This window comes from Candidatus Termitispirillum reticulitermitis (assembly GCF_054655775.1).
This window is the reverse complement of the sequence record NZ_BAAIHG010000164.1, coordinates 1-1,039: the sequence shown is the minus strand read 5'-3', so window position 1 is coordinate 1,039 and position 1,039 is coordinate 1. Positions and strand designations below refer to the sequence as shown.

Annotated in this window: 2 protein-coding genes; both read right to left on the bottom strand. The window is 44.8% G+C overall.

The window, feature by feature from the left end; all coding sequences use genetic code 11:
- A partial coding sequence (mutL, locus tag AC1MDJ_RS08020; RefSeq protein ID WP_479690393.1) for a DNA mismatch repair endonuclease MutL occupies positions 1–695 on the bottom strand: 695 nt, incomplete at its 3' end.
- A gap of 9 nt (positions 696–704) precedes the next feature.
- Positions 705–1,039: toxin-antitoxin system YwqK family antitoxin (locus tag AC1MDJ_RS08015; protein ID WP_479690392.1), on the bottom strand; the 335-nt coding region annotated here is incomplete at its 5' end.

The window sequence follows — 1,039 nt, the reverse complement described above, 5'->3', positions numbered from 1 at the left end:
CAAACATCTATCTCAATACCACCCTCATTAAATTTTGCAAAAGATAGTTGCTCTTCGCCCAGAACCGAGCGAACGACGTCCAACATTGACTGGTTGGAGTAAGTGCGAAAAGCTTCATCGCCACCAAAAAGCACCTTTATGTCAATGGGAGCGTTTAACATCGCAAAATGCTTGATGAAACGTAATATTTCAGCATCGTTTGAGCGCACGCTCTTTAAGAATTTCTTTCGGACGGGCAGATTGCCAAATAAATTTCTCACTTGAATGCTAGTTCCCTTTGAGATAGAGCTAGGGATTATTTTTGAGGCTACGCCATACTCAACGTTGATTTCGCCACCTTCATGTCCAGAACGAACACTCTTCAACGTGAACTTGCTGACAGCACTGATAGCGGCAAGTGCCTCGCCACGAAAACCAAAAGTTTGTATATTATAAACATCTTCAACCGTGCGCGCCTTGCTAGTAGCAAACCTTTCTATAGCCAGCGACAACTCGTCATAAGGAATTCCTCTGCCGTTATCCACAACGCTGATAGCGTCTGCCCCGCCGCCTGCAATATCAACAACGAGCCTAGTAGCACCAGCATCCAGTGCATTCTCTAACAACTCTTTTACGACATTTAGCGGTCTATCTACTACTTCTCCTGCTGCAATTTTTGACGCTATTCTGTCGTCAAGCCTGCATATTTCAGACATAAATACCAGCTAGTCGCACGTGACACTCCTACCTGCATTGATGGCATCTAGTTCGTTTGACGAAAGCGGCACCTCGCCACCCCTTACACTATGGCATACGCCATTTATAGCCTTTGTATTATAATACGTTACCGTTAAATCTGGCACTCCATTAAAGCGATATGTATTATACGTTCCATTGCGCCTGTCTAACAAATACGCCGTTTCACTCTGCAGTTTGCCGTTCTCGTAATAAGTTTTAGCCTGCCCATTAAGCAGTCCGTCAGTGAAGCGCGAATCACTCTTTAACCTGCCGTTTTCATAATAGGTTCTGGAATAGCCGTCCAGCCTGCCATTTTTATAGG